Source organism: Kitasatospora gansuensis (assembly GCF_014203705.1).
Classification (GTDB): domain Bacteria; phylum Actinomycetota; class Actinomycetes; order Streptomycetales; family Streptomycetaceae; genus Kitasatospora; species Kitasatospora gansuensis.
Window position 1 is genome coordinate 6,027,554 of the sequence record NZ_JACHJR010000001.1, and the last position, 16,944, is coordinate 6,044,497.

Sequence of the window (16,944 nt, forward strand, 5' to 3'; positions counted from 1 at the left end):
GGTGACTCCACCGTTTCCTGAATGTTAACCACCCTGCTCCGGCGGGCGGCAAACGCATACGGTTCCGGGCAAAACGCCACCCCTGCGGAGGGGGTGTCCGAGAAGTGGTCTGGACCACTCCGGAAGCCCGCTCGGAGCGGAATCACCCGTACGGGGGGAGGGGCCCGAAGATCGTCCGCACTGCCCGGATAGTGTGGATTCGTGGACACCAGAGATGCGTTGGGATCGTGGATCGACGGCCCTAAGACCGCCGCCGAGCGGATGGGTGCCGACTTCGGCTACCGCGGCGAGCGCCTCGGCCTGCCCAAGGAGGGCCCCGGTGCGCTGGCCGGCCCCGGGCGGCGGATCGGTGCACTGTTCGTCGACGGCTGGCTGTGCAGCCTGGTGGCGTACGGGCTGGTGAGCCAGGGCGTCGCGGCGAGCGCCAACATGTGGTCCACGCCGCTGTTCTACGTCATCACGGTGCTGCTGCTGGCCACCACCGGCACCACGGTCGGCAAGCGGCTGTTCGGGCTGCGGGTGGTCCGGCTGGACGGCGGCCGGGCGTCCATCCCGCAGGTGCTGCTGCGCACCCTGCTGCTCTGCCTGGTGGTCCCGGCCGTGGTCTGGGACCGGGACACCCGGGGTCTGCACGACAAGGCGGTCGGCACCGTCGAGGTCCGGATCTAATCCTGGTGCCGGACAGTCGAACGGCCCCGCCGCGAGAGTCTCGCGGCGGGGCCGTGGTGTGTCGGTGGGGGAGCGGTCAGCGGACCTGGCCGCCCTTGGGCATCCGGGCGCCCTTGGGCATCGGGCCCTTGGGGATCGGCGCCTTGGAGAGCAGGTCGCCCAGGGCGCGCAGCCGGTCGTTGGTCTCGGTGACCTGGCCCGGGGTGATCGCGCGCGGCAGGCGCATCAGGTGCACCTGGAGCTTCTTCAGCGGCACCTCGCCCTCGCCGTTGCCCACCACGATGTCGTGCACCGGGATGTCGCCGACCACGCGGGCCATCTTCTTCTTTTCCGCCGCCAGCAGGCCGCGGACCCGGTTCGGGTTGCCCTCGCCGATCAGCGCGATGCCGGGACGGCCGATCGCACGGTAGACCGCGTCCTGGTTACGGGTGACCGCGACCGGGGTCGGGTTGGCGCTCCAGCCGCGGCGGATGTTGTTCAGCACGGCCGCGACGGCGCCCGGCTGACCCTCCATCTGACCGAAGGCCGCCTTCTCGGCGCGCCGCCCGAAGACGATCGCCATGGCCAGGAAGCCCACGATGAAGCCGAGAACACCCAGGTAGATCGGGTGGTCGATCACAAAGCCGATGGCGAGGAACACGCCGAAGGTGATGAGGCCGACGGCCGCGATGATCAGGCCGATCTTGGTGTCGACCTTCTTGGTCATTGTGTACGCCTGGCGGATCTGACTGAGCCGCCCAGGGGTATCCGATTTTTGCCTCGCCATAACGCTCATGGTACGTGGCGGGGGCACGGGATATCCAAGGGCGCCCCCAAACTGCAACCCGGACGCGCCCCGGGGCCGGCGGTAGCTCAGGCCCGGCGCAGCGCACCCGGCTGCTCGGCCGGGAAGAGCGCGGCGGCCTCGGACCGGTCGGCGGCGTGTCGGCGGTTCTCGCAGACGGCCGACCAGGCGTTCCGGCGGGCCCGCTGCTGACCACCCGCCAGGAGCAGCCGCTCGGTGCGCCGCAGGGCGTGGACCAGGATCGACATGTGCCCAGCCTCCCCCGGAGGTGTTACCGGGCGGTGACCTGCCGGTCAAAGCCGGATGAAAGGTAGCCGGATGACAGACCGGGGCCGGGACCTGAGATCCACGTCCCGGCCCCGGCTCAAGCAGGTCAGACGCCCGCGCGCTCGCGGTGCTCCAGCGCCTGGCGGTACAGCCGCCCGGCCCGGTACGAGGAGCGGACCAGCGGGCCCGACATGACGCCGGCGAAGCCCAGCTCCTCGGCCTCCTGCTGGAGCTCGACGAACTCGTGCGGCTTCACCCAGCGCTCGACGGGGTGGTGCCGCACCGACGGCCGCAGGTACTGGGTGATGGTGATCAGCTCGCAGCCCGCACCCACCAGGTCGGCCAGCGCCTGGCTGACCTCCTCGCGGGTCTCGCCCATACCCAGGATCAGGTTGGACTTGGTCACCAGACCGGCCGCGCGGGCCTGGGTGATGACGTCCAGCGAGCGCTCGTAGCGGAACGCCGGGCGGATCCGCTTGAAGATCCGCGGCACCGTCTCGACGTTGTGCGCCAGCACCTCGGGGCGGGACGAGAAGACCTCGGCCAGCTGCTCGGGCACCGCGTTGAAGTCCGGGATCAGCAGCTCGACGCCGGTACGGCCGGTCTCCCGGCCCGCCGTCAGCGCGTGCACCTGGCGGACCGTCTCGGCGTACAGCCAGGCCCCGCCGTCCGGCAGGTCGTCACGGGCGACACCGGTGATGGTGGCGTAGTTCAGGTCCATCGTGACGATCGACTCGGCGACCCGGCGCGGCTCGTCCCGGTCGAAGTCGGCGGGCTTGCCGGTGTCGATCTGGCAGAAGTCGCAGCGGCGGGTGCACTGGTCACCGCCGATCAGGAAGGTCGCCTCGCGGTCCTCCCAGCACTCGAAGATGTTGGGGCAGCCGGCCTCCTGACAGACCGTGTGCAGCCCCTCCTTCTTCACCAGGGCGTGAAGCGAGTTGTACTCGGGGCCCATCTTGGCCCGGGTCTTGATCCACTCGGGCTTCCGCTCGATGGGGGTCTCGCTGTTGCGGACCTCCAGGCGGAGGAGCTTCCTGCCGTCGGGCGCGACAGCGGACACGTGCGACTCCTAGAACTAGACGGGGTACCCCCAGGGTACGCCTGTGCTTATGGGGCTTGTACCGGGCCTGCACCCTGCATTCGCAGGGGGCACAGCGCCCCGGTGGCGCTGCACATTCCCGCTCAGCGGGTCAGTGCGGGCTCCGGCAGTTCGGCCAGCACCTCGCGGAGGTGACGTTCCACCACCGGCAGGGCCTCGCCGACCCCGAAATCACGGCCCAGCTCGGAGCTGACCGAGCCGACCCCGGCGTCCCGGATGCCACAGGGGACGATCCGGTCGAACCACGTCATGTCGGGGTCGCAGTTCAGCGCGAACCCGTGCATCGTCACACCACGGGCGACCCGCACGCCGATCGCCGCCAGTTTGCGGTCGTCGCCGCGCTGGCCCGCGTTGGACGCCGCGTACTCCGGACCGGCCAGCCGGGGGTCGATCCCCAGCGGCAACCCCATCCGAAGGGTGAGTTTGCCGATCTCGACCACCTGGGACGGGTCCACCACCGCGTCCGGGATCTCCGCACCGAGCACCCAGACCCCGCTTCGGCCCTCGATCCGGGTGGTGCCCACCCCGAACTCGCCGCAGGCCCGGATCAGCGCCTCCTCCAGCCGACGGACGTACGCGACCACGTCGATCGGGTCCGGCAGCTTCACGATCGGGTACCCGACCAGCTGGCCGGGGCCGTGCCAGGTGATCTCGCCGCCCCGGTTCACCTGCACGACGGGGGTGCCGTCGAGCGGGAAGTCCTCGGGGTTGGTCCGCTTGCCCGCCGTGTACACCGGCGGGTGCTCCAGCAGCAGCACGGTGTCCGGGATCTCGTCCGCGACCCGCAGCGCGTGCAGCCGCTGCTGCTCCGCCCAGGCCTCCTCGTACGGCACCGACCGCTCGCCTATGCCCATCCGTACGAAACGTACCTGCTCGCTCACCGCTGCTCCTTGCCATGGCGTTCGAGACCAACCCGGCAACTGTACGCCCCACGCTTCGCGCCCCCGCGAGGCCTGTCACTGCGCTCCGGGCATCAGCCACCAGGGGCTCGGGGAACTGCGACGCCGACCTCGTACAAGGTGATCCGTACGTAAATGGTCAGGCACTTTCGCAGTGTTGCCCGCCAGCCACGAACCGTCACCTACCCCTCGGCGAGAAGTTGCAGCCGCAGCGCCAACTGGAGTTCCAGCGACCGTTCCGGGTGGTTCCAGTCGTGGCCGAGCAGGATCTCGACCCGGTCGAGGCGCTGGACCACCGTGTTCACGTGGACGTGCAGCTCGTCCTTGGCCCGGGTCAGGCTGCCGCCGCAGTCGAAGTAGGCGCGCAGGGTGCGGACCAGTTCGGTGCCCCGGCGGGTGTCGTAGTCCAGCAGCGGGCCGAGGGTGGCGCCGACGAACGCGGCCACGTCGTGGCCGTCGCCGAGCAGCACGCCGAGGAAGCCGAGGTCGGCCGCCGACGCCCCGTCACCTTCGCGGCCGAGCACCCCCAACGCCCGTACGCAGCGCAGCCCTTCGGTGTACGCCGCGGCGAGCGCCACCGGCCCGGCGGCGACCCGGCCGGCGCCGACCGTGACCGGGAACCCGGCCAGCCGGGCCAGCCGGTCGGCGGCCAGTTCGGCCGCGTCGCCCGGGGTGCTGCCGCCGTCCTCGGGCAGCAGCAGGACGACGGCCTCGCCGTGCTCGGCGCTGATCCCGCGCGAGCCGAACAGGTAGCGGGAGGCCGCGCCCGCCAGCCGGGCCCGGTCGGCGGCGGGGACCATCGCGACCAGCACCAGGTGCGGGCGGCCCAGGTCGACGCCGAGCCGGCGGCCCCGGGCGGTCAGCCCGGCCGGGTCGCGGTCGGGGGAGCTGAGCAGGTCGGCCAGCAGCTCGCCGCGGACCCGGTTCTCGGTCTCGGCGACCGAGCGGCGGAGCAGCAGCAGGAGCGCGGTGACCACCCCGGCGCGCTCGAACAGGCGGCGGTCGGCGTCGTCCAGGTCGGGCCGGTCGTGCAGCACGATGCTGCCCAGCGGTTCCTGGCCGGCCAGCACCGCGCAGACCCAGCTGTCGCCGGCCCGGACGGCGCGGCCCTCGGCGCGCGAGGCCGCGACCGCGTCCGACAGTCCGTCAGCTCCCGGCGTGCGCCCGGCCAGTGCGAGCCCCTCGGCGTCGCGTACGCCCACCTCGCCGCCGAGCAGCGCGGCCACCGCGGCCGCCACGTCGGGGACTTCGGCACCGCGCAGCACCAGGTCGGTGAGCCGGTCGTGGGCCCGCTCGGCGCGCTGGACGGCGGCGGAGTGGGCCTGGATCACCGCGTTCGCGGTGTTCAGCTCGGCGAGTGCGGCCCGGGTGTCGGCCAGCGCCTTGGCGGTGTCCAGCGCGATCGCGGCGTGCGCGGCCAGCGTGCAGAGCAGCGCGACCTCGTCGGGGGAGAACGCCCGGGGCGAGCGGTCGGCGGCGAACAGCACGCCGATCACCTGGCCGCCGAGCAGCAGCGGGACGCCGATGATCGCCACCAGGCCCTCGTCCAGCACCCCGGCGTCGATCTTGCCGGTGTGGTGGAACCGCTCGTCGGTGCGGTAGTCCGGCGTCGCGTACGGCCGGGCGGTCTGCGCCACCAGGCCGCCGAGACCGTCGCCGAGGCTGAGCCGCAGGGTCTGGAACAGCACCGAGACCGAGCCGTCGGTGACTCGCATGTAGGTGTCCCCGGCGGCCTGGTCCGGCAGGGTCAGGTACGCGGTGTCGGTGCCGAGCAGCATCCGGGCCCGGCGGACGATCGCCTGCAGCACCGCGTCCAGGTCGCGGGAGGCGGCCAGGTCACCCGCGGTGTCGAAGAGCGCGGTCAGCTCGGCCTCCCGGCGCCGGTGCTGACGCATCGTCCGGTGCACCCGCAGGGCCAGCCAGGTGGCGTCGTCGATCTCGGCCAGCACGGCCGCGGGCGCGCCCTGGCGCCGGGCCTCGGCGAGCACCTCCGCGAAGTCCTCGGTGGCGGCGCCGGAGGCGAGCAGGTCGAGCAGCCGCCGTAGGGCGGGGGCGGCGCTGGAGTGGGGGTGCGGGTCGTCCATGGTGCGGGCCATCGTGCCAGTTCTGCGGGGGTGGAGGAACGTCCGGTACCGAACCGGTACCGGACGTTCCGGGGGGATCGACGGGGGATCAGACGCCGACGGGCTGCCCGGCCGGAGCCGGTGCGTCCTCGCCGACCTCGGCCAGGTCACGGCCCCGGGTCTCCCGGGCGCAGAGCACCGCGACCACCGTGATCACCGCGGCGATCGCCACGTAGACCGCGATCGGGGTCGAGCTGCCGTAGTCCTTGAGCAGCGCGGTGGCGATCAGCGGAGCCGGGGCGCCGGCCGCCACCGAGGCGAACTGGGAGCCGATCGAGGCGCCCGAGTACCGCATCCGGGTGGCGAACAGCTCGGAGAAGAAGGCCGCCTGCGGCGCGTACATCGCGCTGTGGAAGAACAGCCCGACGCTCACCGCGAGCAGCATCGAGCCGAAGCTCTTGGTGTCCACCAGACCGAAGAAGACGAACGCCCAGATCCCGACCCCGACCGCGCCGAACAGGTAGACCGGCTTGCGGCCGATCCGGTCCGAGAGCGCCCCGAACAGCGGGATCAGCGCGAACTGGATCGCCGAGGCGATCAGCACCGCGTTCAGCGCGGTCTGCTTCGGCAGGTGCACGTGACCGACCGCGTAGGCCAGCACGAAGGTGGTCATCACGTAGTACGAGATGTTCTCCGCCATCCGTGCGCCCATCGCCGTCAGCACCTCGCGCCAGTGGTGGCGCAGCACCGCGACCAGCGGCGGCTGCTCCGGCGCCTGCGCCTTGCGGGCCTCCGAGGCGGCGAGGGCCTGCTTGAACAGCGGCGACTCGTCCACCGCGAGCCGGATCCACAGACCGACCATCACCAGCAGCGCGGACAGCAGGAACGGCACCCGCCAGCCCCAGGCGATGAAGTCCGCGTCGGACTGAACGGCCGTCATCAGCGAGAGCACGCCCGCCGCCAGCAGGTTCCCGGCCGGCGCGCCGCCCTGCGGCCAGGAGGCCCAGAAGCCGCGCCGCTTGGCGTCCCCGTGCTCGGAGACCAGCAGCACCGCGCCGCCCCACTCGCCGCCGAGCGCGAAGCCCTGCACCAGCCGCAGCACGGTGAGCAACACCGGTGCCGCGATGCCGGCCTGATGGTACGTCGGCAGACAGCCGATCAGGGTGGTCGAACCGCCCATCAGCAGCAGGCTCAGCACCAGCAGCTTCTTGCGGCCTATCCGGTCGCCGAAGTGACCGAAGACCAGCGCGCCGAGCGGCCGGGCGGCGAAGCCGATCGCATAGGTGAGGAAGGAGAGCAGGGTGCCGGTCAGCGGGTCGGTGTTGGGGAAGAACACCTTGTTGAAGACCAGCGCGGCGGCGGTGCCGTAGAGGAAGTAGTCGTACCACTCGATGGTGGTGCCGATCAGGCTGGCGCCGACCACCTTGCGGAGCGAAGCGCCTTGGGTTCTCGCTGCGTCGGGAGAACTGGCCATGGGTCACCTGTCTGGGGTTGCGGGGGGACGGGGCGGGGGCGGGACGGGTGAGCGGGGGAGATCAGTGTGCGGTCCAGCCGCCGTCGACCGGCAGGCTGGCCCCCGTGATGTAGGAGGCGTGCGGGGAGCAGAGCCAGAGGGCGAGCTGGGCCACCTCGTCGGCCTCGATCAGCCGCTTGACGGCGGTCCGGTCGAGCATGATCTGCTCCACCACCTCGTCCTCCCGGATGCCGTGCGCCAGGGCCTGGGCGGCGATCTGCTTCTCCACCAGGGCGGTGCGCACGTAGGCCGGGTTGATGCAGTTGCTGGTGACGCCGTACGGGGCGCCCTCCAGCGCGACGGTCTTGCTCAGCCCCTCGAGACCGTGCTTGGCGGTCACGTACGCGGACTTGAAGGCGCTGGCCCGCAGCCCGTGCACGGACGAGATGTTGACGACCCGTCCCCAGTCCTGCTCGTACATGTGCGGCAGGGTGCGGCGCAGGATGCGGAACGGGGCCTCCACCATCACCCGCTGGATCAGCGCGAACCGGTCCGGCGGGAACTCGTGCACCGGCGCGACGTGCTGGAGGCCCGCGTTGTTGACGACGATGTCGGCGTCGTCCGGCAGCGCGTCCACGGCAGCCGGGTCGGAGAGGTCCGCGACGACCGCCTCACCGCCGATCCGGGCGGCGAGTTCCTTGGCCGGCTCGGCCGCGAGGTCGACGACGTAGACCCGGGCGCCGGCGGCGGCGAAGACCTCGGCGCAGGCCCGGCCGATCCCCGAGGCGGCGCCGGTGACCAGCGCCGTGCGGCCGGCCAGCGAGCGGGCTGAAGTGGTGTCCATGGCCGAGAACGGTAGAAACCGACGGCGCTCACTCCTATGTGCCGGGCAGCCACAGGTCCGGGCGGCTTCATGGCGACCGGCGCCATGCGGGCGATCGGGCAGCGGAGGGCCGTCCGGCCAAACACCCGCCGCGACACCTTCCCTACAACGGGCGCCATTGCGTCACCCGTTCGGAGGATTGCCCGCCCAGATCCACCCATAGCGGCGAAATGCTCGCTACATTCACGCCGATTCCCGACAGGGGGCGCCGCTCCATGCACCGGGGGGACTGGTGAGGCGCTCGAGAGGTGTGACTGATATGCCCCAACGGCCTGCAACCGACAGCCCGGCGTACGGACCGCTCGACCCGCTCGACCCGCACCTCGATCCGCGCGAGGGGCCGTCCGGGGCAACACCCGGCGGGTCGCCGCAGGCCGCCGAGCCGGCGGCCCCTGTCGGGCCTGCCGCTCCGTCAGGTCCGCCCGGCCCGTCCGGTCTGGACAAGACCCAGAACCCCCGGCTCGCCGCGCTGATCGAGGAGGCCGGCTTCTCGCACGCCGGGCTGGCCCGCCGGGTCGACCAACTCGGCCTGGAGCACGGCCTCGACCTCCGCTACGACAAGACCTCGGTGACCCGCTGGCTGCGCGGCCAGCAGCCCCGCGGCGCCACCCCCGCGCTGATCGCGGAGGTCTTCACCCGCCGGCTCGGGCGCCGGCTGACCGCGCTGGACATCGGCCTGGAGGCCTGCGCCCCGGTCTACGCGGGCCTGGAGTTCGCCGAGAGCCCGCAGGAGGCCGTCGACATCGTCGCCAGCATGTGGCACAAGGACACCGGCCAGCAGTCCGAGCTGCGCCGGATCGCCTTCACCCCGGCCGGCCTGGTGGTGCCCAGCCGGGACTGGCTGATCGGCCGCACCGACGAGCGGGTGGCCAGGGACGGTTCCGTCCCCGGCCTGCCCCCGGGGCTTCCTGACGCCTCGTCAGGCCGCCCGCAGCTGCCCGGCTCCCGTCCCGGCCTGCCCGCCGCCCGGAGCGCCGTACGGGCCCCTCAGCCGGCTCTGGGCCGGGTGCCGACCCAGAGTCGCGGTGCGCTGCCGCAGACCGCCCTGGAGGCCGCCGAGGCCCGGGAGCAGCGCCCGCCGCTCCGGGTCGGCCGGGGTGACATCGCCGCCATCCGGGCCGTCGGCGACCTGTTCCGCGCGCTGGACCACGCGTACGGCGGCGGCCACGCCCGCCAGGCGCTGGTCAGGTACCTGGAGAGCGAGGCCGAGCCGATGCTGCGCGGCCGGTACGGCGAGCAGATCGGCCGGGCGCTGTTCGGCGCGGTCGCCGACCTGACCCGGCTGGCGGGCTGGACGTCCTTCGACATCGCCGCACACGGCCTGGCCCAGCGGTACTTCGTCCAGGCGCTGCGGCTCTCCCAGGCCGCGGGGGACAGAGTGCTCGGCGGCTACGTGCTCACCACGATGAGCCAGCAGGCCGTCCACCTCGGCCACGGCCGGGAGGCGATCCAGCTGGCCCGGGTCGCCCAGCAGGGCGTCGGCGCGGCCGCCGCGCCCACCGTGCAGTCCCTGATGCACGCGGCCGAGGCCCGCGGCCACGCCCTGCTCGGCGACGTACGCTCCTGCACCACCGCTCTGGTCCGCTGCGAGCGAGCCCTCGGCATCGCCCGCCCCAACGACGAACTGCCCTCCTGGGCCCGCTACTTCGACGAGGCCCAGCTCGCCGACGAGTTCGCGCACTGCTACCGCGACCTCCAGCAGTGGCGCCCGGCCGCCCAGCACGCCGAGAAGTCGCTCCGGCTGCGGGCCCCGGCCTACGCCCGCAGCCGGATCCTCTGCCGCCTGGTGCTGGCCGGCTCCCGCCTCGGCCTCGGCGAGATCGACGACGCCTGCACCCTGGCCACCGAGGCCCTCCGGGCGGCCGGCGAGATGCGCTCCGCCCGCACGGTCGAGTACCTGCGGGACTTCCACCGCCGGCTGACCCCCTACCGCGCCAACCAGTCGGCCCGCGCCTTCGACGAGGCCGCCCGGCAGTCGGGGGTGATCTGAGGGTCAGGGGCTTTCACCAGCTCTCCGCGGTGACCCGGGGGCGGCCCTCCCGGGGTGGCGGCTGGGTCTGCCCGCGCAGGCGTTGGGCGAGCAGCGGGAAGAGCAGGACGGAGAGCATGCCCGCGCCGACCAGGGCCGCGGCGGTGGAGGACGGCAGGCGCTCGGCCTCCACCTCGATGGTGGTGATGACCACCACCAGCGGCAGCGCGGTGGCGCCGAACAGGCCGAGCGCCACCCGGTCCCGGCCGCCCAGTTCGGGCGGGGCCAGCAGGGCGGCCGGGACTCCGCGCAGTGCGGCCAGCAGCAGCAGGAAGACCGGGACGAGCAGCAGGGTGCCGGGGTCGGAGAGGAGCGCGTCGAGGTCGAAGTTCATCCCGCTGACCACGAAGAAGATCGGCACCAGGAAGCCGAAACCGATGCCTTCGAGCTTGGCCTCGATCACCTCCTCCTCCGCCTCGGGTACCCCGGACAGCAGCAGCCGGGAGACGATCCCGGCAGTGAAGGCGCCCAGCAGCATGTCCAGGCTGAGCCAGATCGCGGCGCCGACCATCACGGCCAGCACCAGGATCACGGTCCGGACGGCGAACTGCCCGGAGGTGCGCAGGGTGCGCCGGATCAGCCGGGTCACGAAGTCCGGCCGCGGGCGCCGGGCGTAGCTGACCGCGACGGCGGTGATCACCGCGAAGGCGCCCAGGATGACGGCCGACCTGACCGGGGTGTTGCCGCTCAGCAGCACGGCGATCGCGATGATCGGGCCGAACTCGCCGACCGCGCCGGTGGCCATCGTCATCGAGCCGAACGGCGTGGGCAGCGTGCCCGAGTCGCGCAGGATCGGCAGGATGGTGCCGAGCGCGGTGGTGGTCAGCGCCAGCCCCGCGAAGGCGCCGCTCAGCGCGTCCCGGTTGATCAGGGCACCCGCGCCGAGCGCGACCGTCAGGGTGACCAGCCAGGCGCCGACGGCCCGCTTGAGCGGACCGCCGCGCAGCCGGGCGAAGTCGATCTCGTAGCCCGCCAGGAACATCAGCATCGCCAGCCCGAACTGGGAGAGCGCGTCGACCAGATCGCCGACCTCCGCCCAGCCGAGCACGTCCGGTCCGATCAGCACCCCGAGCACGATCTCGAACACCACGGTCGGGACCGCCAGCCAGCGCTGCAGACGGTCGGCGAGCAACGGCGCGGCCACCGCACACGCCGGGATGAGGACGAGCGCGACCGCGTCCACGTCGTCCGCCGTCATCGGCAGAATGTCCGACTATGAGTCATATCGGCATACTGGCACGACGGCTTGGCCGGACCGCAGAGGCCCGCCGTGCACCGTCAGGGGCTCGGGGAACTGCGACGCCAGCCTCGAAAAAGGTGATCCGTCCGTAAATGGTCAGGCACTTTCGCAGTGATACCCACCAGCCACGAACCGTCGCCGTTCCCCGAGCCCCTGACGGGGCTCGTCTCGCTACGCCGCCTCGGCAGCCGGAGTCGCGACCGGCACCCGGAGGTCACGCAGCACCGCCTGCGCAGCCCGCCGCCCGGAGACCAGGGCCCCCTGGACGGTGCTGGTGTCCCGGTGGTCGCCGCAGACGTACAGGCCGGCCAGCAGTCGCACCGGCCGCCGGAAGTTGTGCGGCGGCGGCATCGCCGGCACCGCGTCCGGGACGTGCCGGACCGTCAGGAACTCCCACTGGGCCGCGGCGGAGCCGTACAGGTGCACCAGGCGCCGCCGCAGCAGCGGCTCGTACCCGGCCGGCCCGCCCTGGTCGAACCGGCGCCGGCCCAGCACGGTGGTGGCGATCAGCGCGCGCCCGGGCGGCGCGTACGAGGGGTGCAGGTCGCTGAGCACCAGCGAGTGCGAGAGCACCGGGCGGCCCTGCGGCCGGTCGGCGTCGAGCAGCAGCACCGGCTCGTCCAGCGGTGAGCGGTCGGCGGCGTGGAAGTACGTGGTGACGGGGTGGAAGTCCGGCACCCGCAGCCCGGGGAGCAGCTGTGCGGCCGACTGTGCGTCGGTGGCCAGCACGACGGCCCGGGCGGTGATCCGGCCGTGCGCGGCGGTGTGCACGCCGTCGGCGGCCACCGAGGTGACCCGGACCCCGAGCCGGAGCGTCCCGGCGGGCAGGCCCTCGGCCAACTGACTGGGTACGGCGGCCAGTCCGGCCGCCGGGAGACAGAGTCGCCCGCGGGCGTACGAGCGCAGCACCAGGTCGGCGACCCGGCTGCTGGTGCCGAGCGTCGGGTCGCTGAGCAGCGCGCCGAGCAGCGGGCGGAGCAGGCCGTCCACCGTCCGCGGCGGCAGGCCGCGGTCGGCCAGCGAGCGGGCGGCGGTGGTCTCCGGGCGGGTCAGCAGCCGGGGCACCGGGGTGGTGGCGAGCCGCCCGAAGGCCGAGGCGAGCCTGGCCCGGTCCAGCGGACTGCCCAGCGGGCCCCGGGCGGTGGCCTGCCGGGCCGGGGTCTGCTGCGGATCGCCGAACCGGTGGCGGCGCCCGGCACTGTGCACCAGGACGCCGGGGGCGAGCGGGCTGAGCTCCAGCGGGTCCAGGTCGAGCACCCGGCCGAGCTCGGGGAAGTCGGTGTTCAGCAGCTGGCCGCCGTGGTCGAGCCGGAAGCCGTCCAGCTCCCGTCCGGCCGCCCGGCCGCCGATCCGTTCCGTGGCCTCCAGGACCTGGACGGTGAGGCCACGGCCGGTCAGCGCGCGGGCGGTGGCCAGCCCGGCGAGGCCGGCGCCGACCACCACGACGTCCGGGTCGGACGGGCGGCGGGTGCGACGGGTGAAGTCATGTGCGGGCACGAGTGTGCTCCCTCCCTGGTCCCGGGGCTGCGGCCGGGCAGGCCGCAGGGTGCCGGGACACGGTCCTCGCATGTGATGCCCCGTCAATCGGCGAATCAGGCCGGGAGTTCCGTTCCAATCAGGGGGAGTGGCGACAGGAGGCGGGGCACGGTCACGGACTGTGCGCCGGAAGGGAGCGTTCGACCGTCAGGTGGGCGCGCACGGTCACCGGAGGCGCGCGGTGCGCCGGACACCTGCTGCCGTGCGCCCCCCTGCGCCGCCGCCTCCGAACGGGTCAGACCGCCGCCCGCACCGCCTCCGCGGCCGTCGGGTGCCGGAACCGGAACCCGGCCGCCAACAGCCGTGCGGGGATGGCCCGGTGACTGCCCACCACCTCCACCGCCATCTCGCCGAGCACCGCCTTGAGCGCGAACTCCGGCACCGCGAACAGCGTCGGCCGGCCGAGCGCGCGGCCGATCAGCTCGGTCAGCTCCCCGTTGGTCACCGGCTCCGGGCCCGCCAGGTTGAACGGCCCCGACAGCTCCGGCGTGTCGATCAGATACCGCAGCGCGGCCACCTCGTCGGCGAGCGAGATCACGCTCCAGTACTGCTTGCCGTCCCCCAGCCGCCCGCCGAGACCCAGCCGGAACAGCGGGAACAGCCGGGCGCCCGCGCCGCCGTCGGCCGAGAGCACCAGCCCGGTACGGGCGTGCGCCACCCGGACGCCCGCCTGCTCGGCCGGGCGGGTGGCGGCCTCCCACTCCACGCAGACCCGGGCCAGGAAGTCGTCGCCGGGCGGCGCCTCCTCGTCGATCACCCGGTCCCCGGTCTGGCCGTAGAAGCCCACCGCCGAACCGCTGACCAGCACCCGGGGCGGCTCCTTCAGGTCGGCCAGCGCGGCGGCCAGCGTCTCGGTGCCGAGCACCCGGCTGTCCCGGATCTCCTGCCGGTACGCCTCGGTCCAGCGCCGGTCACCGACCCCGGCACCCGCCAGGTGCACCACCGCCTCCACCCCGTGCAGCCCGGCCCGGTCGATCTGCATCAGCTGCGGGTGCCAGCCCACCCCGACGCTGCCGTCCGGCTGCACCCCGGTCCTGGACCGCTGCCGCACCAACCGCACTACCTCGTGCCCGTCCGCCAACAGCGAGCGGACAAGCGCCGAACCGATCAGACCCGTGGACCCAGTCACCGCGATACGCATGGCCCCATCCTGGCAGCCGGACCCGCCCGGAGGCCGGTCGGGCCCGCCGAAAGAACCCGCCGAAAAGGCCCGGCAGCGCCACCGGACGGTCGCCTACCATGGCGGCCATGGGAGCGAACGGCGCAGCTGACCTGACGATACGTACGGCACGGCAGCAGGACGGGCCGGAGCTCGCCCGCCTCGACCGGGTCTCCTGGTCCTGGCTCAGCGACGTGGTCCCGCAGCCGGGCCCGGACGCCGAACTCTTCGACGAGCGCCGCCCGCCCGAGCACTTCCTGGTGGCGGAGTCGGCGGGCCGGATCGTCGGCTACGTCCACCAGGGCCCCGCCACCCCGTTGGCCAGCAACCGCCACATCCGGCAGATCCAGGGCTTCGTGGTCGACCCCGAGGCCCGCGGCCGGGGCATCGGCAAGGCCCTGATCGAAGCCGCCTGCGACCGGGCCCGGGCCGACGGCATCCGCCGGATGACCCTCCGGGTGCTCGCCCACAACGCCCCCGCCCGGCGCCTGTACGAGCGCTGCGGCTTCGAGGTGGCCGGCGTGCTGCCGGAGGAGTTCTGGCTGGACGGCGCGTACGTGGACGACGTCTGGATGGGCCGCTGGCTCTGACGGACCGTCAAGTGCCAAGCGGCTGACGGGGCGAACGCCTGAACGGTACGGTACCGCCGTGACCTACTCGACGCCGCCCGGCTGGTATCCCGTGCTCGACCCGGGGCCGGACGGGGCTGCCCAGGAGCGCTGGTGGGACGGCGAGGCGTGGACCGCTGAGGTCCGCCCGGTGGGTGCCGAGCCGGTCGCCGCCGCGAAGCGCGGGGCCAGAACCTGGCTGGTGCTCGCGCTGGTACTGGTCGTGCTGGCCGCGGGAGCGGGCGGGCTGTTCTGGGCCACCCGGGCCGACGCTCCGGTGCACGAGCCGCTGGCCGCGCCGCCGGCGGTGACGGGCAGCCCGAGCCCCACCCGGACGCCCAGCCCGAGTGCGACCCCGACCCCGAGTCCGACCCCGACGCCCACCCCGGCGGCGCCCAGCCGCGCCCCGCTGCCGTCGACCCGCTCGGTGCAGGACCTGTCGCGCGGCTGGGAGGTGCCCGTCCCGGCCGGCTGGAAGATCGACGACCACGACGGCAAGGTGACCCTGCAGTTCTCCACCAAGCCGTACTCCTGCGACGTCGGCAGCGGCAACTGCGTACGGGCGAACTTCGCCGTGGTGGCCGAACGGTCCGAGGGCGCCTCCGCCCAGGCGGTGGCCCGGGCCGAGATGGCCACCTACGCGCCGATCCTGTACGGCGACCTCACCTCGACCAAAGTGGTGGTCTCGGCCCCGGTGACCGTGGCCGGCGTGACCGGGCACGCCGAGCGCTGGCGGGTGGACCCGGTGAAGGGCGTCCCCGGCCACGTCCTGGTGGTGGCGGTCCGGGCACCCGGCGGCGGCTTCACCGTGCTGGTCGGTTCGGCGGACGAACACCCGGACGCCCCCTCGCCCGAGCTGCTCGACCAACTGGTCGCCGCCATCCGCCCGCTCCCCGGCAGCCAGGGCGGCGGCACCGGAGTCTCGGTCTAGCCCGCAGCCTTCGCCCGCTGGACGAACTCCGTGATCAGCGCCGGGTCCTTGACCCCGCGCCGTACCTCGACCCCGCTGGAGACGTCCACGCCCCAAGGCCGGGCGGCCGCGATCGCCTCGGCCACGTTGGCCGGACTGAGGCCGCCGGCCAGCATCCACGACCCGCTCGGCGGGTTGGCGCCCAGCTCGGACCAGTCCCAGGGCTCGCCCGATCCGGGCACCGGCGAGTCCAGGATCAGCAGGTCCTCGCCGAAGTCGCCGCAGGCCGCCCCCGCCCCGGCCGCCGCCGAGGTGGCCCGGACCAGCCGCAGCCCGAGGTCCCGCAGCTCGGCGAAGGCGGCGGGCGGGTGGTCACCGTGCAGCTGGACGGCACCCACCCCGGCCGCCGTCGCGGCCCGCCGGACCTCCGCCGACGGCTCCCGGCCGAACACCGCCACCGTCAGCACCCCGGCCGGCACCTGCTCGGCCAGCCGCCGGGCGGCCGCCGGCTCGATCCGGCGGGGGCTCTCGGTGAGCACGAAGCCGATCGCGTCGGCCCCGGCCGCGATGGCGGCGGCGACGTCCTGTGCGGTGCTCAGACCGCAGATCTTGACGAACACTGTCCCGAAGTCTCCCGCTCCGCTGGGCCAGGGGCCGGGGCGCTCCCCGTGCCCCTCCGACCCGAGTACGGTACGCGCCCGGCGCCCCGCAGGCACCACCCACTACTCGGCCAACCCAGCCGCCTGAGCCGCCGTCAGCCGCCGTACAGCTCCCAGAGCCGGGGGAACCGCTTCGCCATCTGCTCGGCGTCCTCGAAGTCGAAGCTGTCACCCTCCGGCCGCCGGGGCTGCGAGGTCCCCAGGTCGGGCAGCGGCAGGCCGGTCAGCTGCTCGTGCGCCTCGTCGGCGGCGTAGCCGAGGTCCTCGGCATCGCCGTCCTCCTCCTCGTCGAAGTCCGGCAGCAGCTCCGCCAGGTCGTCCGGCTGGTGCAGCGCGCCCTCGAAGACCTCCCGGCCCTGGCCGATCAGCCAGCACCGGAAGAAGTCGAAGGTGTCCTCCGAAGCACCGTCCAGCATCAGGTACGCCGCCCCCCACAGGTCGTACCGGTAGGCGCGCTGGAACCGTGCCTCGAACAGCCGGGCGAAGTCCACCACGTCGTCCGGCGTCAGCTGGGCCAGCCGGTCCACCAGCGCCTCGGCCTGCTCGTCCGGATCGCCCTCGGCCGCGTCCCTGGTCTCGTCGATGAGTTGCCAGAAGTCCGTCTCGTACATCACCGCTCCAGCATCGCCGCTCGGCCGGTCTCCCGCACGCGAGGCGGCCCGCGAAACGCGGAACCCCGCGCCGTC

Annotated in this window: 16 protein-coding genes; 4 read left to right on the forward strand and 12 right to left on the reverse strand. The window is 73.6% G+C overall.

Translation table 11 applies throughout. From position 1 onward, the window contains the following. Nucleotides 1-201: 201 nt before the first annotated feature. Nucleotides 202-669 (forward strand): RDD family protein, encoded by a 468-nt coding sequence (locus F4556_RS27235; protein WP_184920557.1) that lies wholly within the window; start codon nt 202-204, stop codon nt 667-669. A 76-nt stretch (nt 670-745) separates the two neighbouring features. Here F4556_RS27235 and F4556_RS27240 read toward each other — a convergent pair whose 3' ends face one another. The 7 genes from F4556_RS27240 to F4556_RS27270 all read right to left on the reverse strand — a co-directional run bounded on the left by F4556_RS27240 (nt 746) and on the right by F4556_RS27270 (nt 8,078). Further along, nucleotides 746-1,435 (reverse strand): DUF4191 domain-containing protein, encoded by a 690-nt coding sequence (locus F4556_RS27240; protein WP_184920559.1) that lies wholly within the window; start codon nt 1,433-1,435, stop codon nt 746-748. Nucleotides 1,436-1,521: 86 nt separating this feature from the next. Continuing rightward, entirely contained in the window at nt 1,522-1,701 is a 180-nt protein-coding gene (locus F4556_RS27245) for a hypothetical protein (protein WP_184920561.1), read from the reverse strand. Nucleotides 1,702-1,826: 125 nt separating this feature from the next. Then, nucleotides 1,827-2,780 (reverse strand): lipoyl synthase, encoded by a 954-nt coding sequence (lipA, locus tag F4556_RS27250; protein WP_184920563.1) that lies wholly within the window; start codon nt 2,778-2,780, stop codon nt 1,827-1,829. 122 nt (nt 2,781-2,902) lie between these two features. After that, complete coding sequence (gene lipB, locus F4556_RS27255; RefSeq protein WP_184925235.1) at nt 2,903-3,673, reverse strand: lipoyl(octanoyl) transferase LipB; 771 nt, start codon at nt 3,671-3,673, stop codon at nt 2,903-2,905. Between the two features lie 227 nt (nt 3,674-3,900). After that, nucleotides 3,901-5,814 (reverse strand): helix-turn-helix domain-containing protein, encoded by a 1,914-nt coding sequence (locus F4556_RS27260; protein ID WP_376775749.1) that lies wholly within the window; start codon nt 5,812-5,814, stop codon nt 3,901-3,903. Nucleotides 5,815-5,890: 76 nt separating this feature from the next. Continuing rightward, nucleotides 5,891-7,255: an MFS transporter gene (locus F4556_RS27265; protein ID WP_184920565.1), complete on the reverse strand. Its 1,365-nt coding sequence runs from the start codon at nt 7,253-7,255 to the stop codon at nt 5,891-5,893. A 61-nt stretch (nt 7,256-7,316) separates the two neighbouring features. Next, a complete protein-coding gene (locus F4556_RS27270; protein WP_184920567.1) occupies nt 7,317-8,078 on the reverse strand; it encodes a 3-hydroxybutyrate dehydrogenase in 762 nt (253 codons plus the stop codon). A 298-nt stretch (nt 8,079-8,376) separates the two neighbouring features. On the opposite strand from F4556_RS27270, the gene F4556_RS27275 reads away from it, so the two are divergent. After that, nucleotides 8,377-10,107: an NsdA family TPR-like regulatory protein gene (locus F4556_RS27275; RefSeq protein WP_246511096.1), complete on the forward strand. Its 1,731-nt coding sequence runs from the start codon at nt 8,377-8,379 to the stop codon at nt 10,105-10,107. Between the two features lie 13 nt (nt 10,108-10,120). Here the strand turns inward: F4556_RS27275 and F4556_RS27280 are convergent, their stop codons facing one another. The 3 genes from F4556_RS27280 to F4556_RS27290 form a co-directional block, all read right to left on the reverse strand. Beyond that, nucleotides 10,121-11,344 carry a cation:proton antiporter gene (locus tag F4556_RS27280; protein ID WP_184920569.1) on the reverse strand — a complete coding sequence of 408 codons (1,224 nt, stop codon included), beginning with the start codon at nt 11,342-11,344 and terminating at the stop codon, nt 10,121-10,123. Between the two features lie 213 nt (nt 11,345-11,557). Continuing rightward, nucleotides 11,558-12,883, reverse strand: a complete 1,326-nt coding sequence (locus F4556_RS27285) for an NAD(P)/FAD-dependent oxidoreductase (protein ID WP_313068690.1) — start codon at nt 12,881-12,883, stop codon at nt 11,558-11,560. A gap of 274 nt (nt 12,884-13,157) precedes the next feature. Further along, nucleotides 13,158-14,063 carry a TIGR01777 family oxidoreductase gene (locus tag F4556_RS27290; RefSeq protein WP_184920573.1) on the reverse strand — a complete coding sequence of 302 codons (906 nt, stop codon included), beginning with the start codon at nt 14,061-14,063 and terminating at the stop codon, nt 13,158-13,160. 107 nt (nt 14,064-14,170) lie between these two features. On the opposite strand from F4556_RS27290, the gene F4556_RS27295 reads away from it, so the two are divergent. Together F4556_RS27295 and F4556_RS27300 are read left to right on the forward strand one after the other, a co-directional pair. Further along, a complete protein-coding gene (locus tag F4556_RS27295) occupies nt 14,171-14,671 on the forward strand; it encodes a GNAT family N-acetyltransferase (protein ID WP_246511097.1) in 501 nt (166 codons plus the stop codon). 58 nt (nt 14,672-14,729) lie between these two features. Beyond that, nucleotides 14,730-15,620 carry a DUF2510 domain-containing protein gene (locus F4556_RS27300; RefSeq protein WP_184920577.1) on the forward strand — a complete coding sequence of 297 codons (891 nt, stop codon included), beginning with the start codon at nt 14,730-14,732 and terminating at the stop codon, nt 15,618-15,620. Here F4556_RS27300 and F4556_RS27305 read toward each other — a convergent pair. Both F4556_RS27305 and F4556_RS27310 read right to left on the reverse strand, forming a co-directional pair. After that, on the reverse strand, nt 15,617-16,219 hold the full coding sequence (locus F4556_RS27305; protein WP_184920579.1) for a phosphoribosylanthranilate isomerase: 603 nt from the start codon (nt 16,217-16,219) through the stop codon (nt 15,617-15,619). The genes F4556_RS27300 and F4556_RS27305 overlap by 4 nt on opposite strands. Before the next feature lie 134 nt (nt 16,220-16,353). Next, a complete protein-coding gene (locus tag F4556_RS27310; RefSeq protein WP_184920581.1) occupies nt 16,354-16,869 on the reverse strand; it encodes a DUF4240 domain-containing protein in 516 nt (171 codons plus the stop codon). Nucleotides 16,870-16,944 lie beyond the last annotated feature (75 nt).